This is a genomic window from Cetobacterium sp., from assembly GCF_048470075.1.
In the GTDB taxonomy this organism is placed as follows: domain Bacteria; phylum Fusobacteriota; class Fusobacteriia; order Fusobacteriales; family Fusobacteriaceae; genus Cetobacterium_A.
Window position 1 is genome coordinate 1 of record NZ_DBGBQB010000330.1, and the last position, 2,578, is coordinate 2,578.

Here is a 2,578-nt window from a genome sequence, read left to right on the forward strand (position 1 = left end):
TTATATTTGATGATGGGAATATATGTGAAATAGATAGTGAAAAAGATTCTTTTGTATATAAAGGAATAGAATTTACAATGGAGTCCGATGTTGAGAAAGATTTGTGTTATAAATTTAATGAAAGATATACTGATATTACATTCTCTTAGAGAATAAGTTTTAAAATAAAGAAGATATATGATATAATAATGGATAAATTATAATTATAAGGAGAATAAATTAATGAAAAATAAACCTAAAGTTCTTTCATTTTTTTCTGGTGCGATGGGACTTGATTTAGGGATTGAACAAGCTGGCTTTGAAATAAAAGTATGTCTTGAATTAGATAAAAAAGCTTGTCAAACAATTAGATTAAACAAACCAGATGTAGTCTTGCTAGAAAAAGATATTTGTCTCGTTACATCAGAAGAAATTCTAGAAGCAGGGAAACTAAAAAAAGACGATGTTGATTTAATAATAGGTGGGCCACCATGTCAAAGTTTTTCAACAGCAGGAAAAAGACAAGCTTTTAATGACTTGAGAGGCAATGCATTATTACATTATATAAGAATTATTGAAGAAATTAAACCAAAGTATTTTGTCTTAGAAAATGTTAAAGGAATTCTATCAGCAGCCTTGAAACACAGACCTTTGAATCAAAGAGGTAAGGATTTTCCAGAATTAACAGAAGAAGAAAAACCAGGTTCAATTTTAAAATATATATTAAATAAATTTAAAGAAATTGGATATGAAGTTGATTTTAACTTATTAAATAGTGCAGACTATGGGATTCCTCAAAAAAGAGAAAGAGTTATTTTTATTGGAAGTAGAGATGGATACAAAATAGAAATTCCGAAACCTACTCATACCAATAAAAATATAGATGGACTTTTACCGTGGGTAACTATTGAAAATATTATAAAAGAGCTAGAAAACATAGAGCATACTTACGTTAAATATAATGAAGAAAAACTCAGTTATATGAAATTGATTCCTAAAGGCGGAGGGTATTGGAAGGATTTACCTTTAGAGCTTCAAAAAAAAGCTTTGGGTGGTGCTTTTAACTCAACAGGTGGAAGAGTTGGTTTCTTTAGAAGAGTTTATATAGACAGACCAAGTCCTACATTGTTAACTTCACCAAATCAAAAGTCAACTAATTTGGGACATCCTTATGAGGATAGGCCATTAAGTATTCAAGAATATCAAAAAATACAACAGTTTCCAGAAGGGTGGAAATTTAGTGGAAGTATTATGGATATTTATAAACAAATAGGGAATGCTGTTCCAGTTGGATTATCTCATATAATAGGAACTGCAATAATGGAACATATAAAAGATTTGAAAAAACTAGGAGGATTAAATGAATAATTCTGATAAAAACTTACTTGTTATAGAAAAAGCTTTAAGTCAATTTTATCAAAGAAGAATTGAAAAATTATCTGAAAATGATATATTTAGAATTCTAAAAAGAAAAAATCCATATTTATACAGAGCATTTGGTACAAATGATGGGTACAATTTTGTAAGAGATTTATTAATGGATACTCAAACATCATCAGATGAAACATTATTTGGAGATTTTTTTGAAGAAGTGGCAATCAATATTACACCAAATGGTAGAAAATCTTCTACAGATAGTATTGATTTGGAAGTTTGGTCTGAAGATATGAAATCTGTTAAGCTTTATGCTGTAAAGTCAGGGCCAAATGTTTTTAATGCTATGAGTAAGAAAAGACAAAATGATGCTTTTCAAGAAAGCCAAAAAAGATTAAAAGGAATTGCAGTAACTCCAATAGTTGGATATTCTTACGGTAAAAGAAAAACAACTAAAGAGAATAAAAATGTTTTTGAAGAAGTAGCTGGACAATTATTTTGGAAAGAGTTAACAGGAGATGAAAATTTCTATATAAAATTAATTGATTATATAGGAATGGTTGCAGACGAACATAAAGAAAGTTTTAAAAGTGAATGGGACAAATGCTTAAATAAGCTTTTTAAAAAATTTATGGACGTCTTCGGTAATGAAGACGGGAGTCTAAATTGGGAAGAGATTTTAAAATTTAATTCTAGCTCTGAAAATTCGACAGTAATTAATAAAAAAATAAAAATGGCTAGGGAAGGTAAAATATAGAAAATACTCTTAAATAGATTATTTGGGGGTGATAAAAGTGAAAATAAAATTAGAAAGTATTTTGAAGGTATTCTACGCTTTAGACTCAATATCATTAGCTATATATGTATATTGTCTAAAAGATAATTTATATCCAAATTGGTTAAAAGAGTTTGCAGTAAATAACTTTAATATAAAACTCTTAAAAATTTTACAAGAATATAAAATTATTTGTTTGGGAATAGTTTATTTGGGTTGTTTGGTACTCTTTTCGTTAGCATTATTATTAGCTACATGGGCAAGTGGAAGTAAGTATGACATAAAAGAAGGTAGTATAACAGAGATAGAATATGCAAATGAAAGTTTTTTGCCAAGTTATTTAGGATATTTTTTCGTTGCATTGAGTATTTCAAATAATCAACTTTTTATAGTTTTATTTTTTATAATTTTTATTTTTACATATAAATCAAAGCTTGCACACTTTAATCC

At 27.7% G+C, this 2,578-nt stretch carries 2 protein-coding genes and 1 pseudogene; all 3 read left to right on the forward strand.

All coding sequences use genetic code 11. The annotated features are described in order from the left end of the window. Nucleotides 1-222 precede the first annotated feature (222 nt). Nucleotides 223-1,347 (forward strand): DNA cytosine methyltransferase, encoded by a 1,125-nt coding sequence (locus ACMOUI_RS11420; protein ID WP_418965820.1) that lies wholly within the window; start codon nucleotides 223-225, stop codon nucleotides 1,345-1,347. Then, entirely contained in the window at nucleotides 1,340-2,110 is a 771-nt protein-coding gene (locus ACMOUI_RS11425) for a PmeII family type II restriction endonuclease (RefSeq protein ID WP_418965821.1), read from the forward strand. Before ACMOUI_RS11420 ends, ACMOUI_RS11425 begins: the two co-directional genes overlap by 8 nt. Nucleotides 2,111-2,147: 37 nt before the next feature. Further along, nucleotides 2,148-2,578 (forward strand): annotated as a pseudogene (locus ACMOUI_RS11430) (hypothetical protein); the annotation flags it as partial.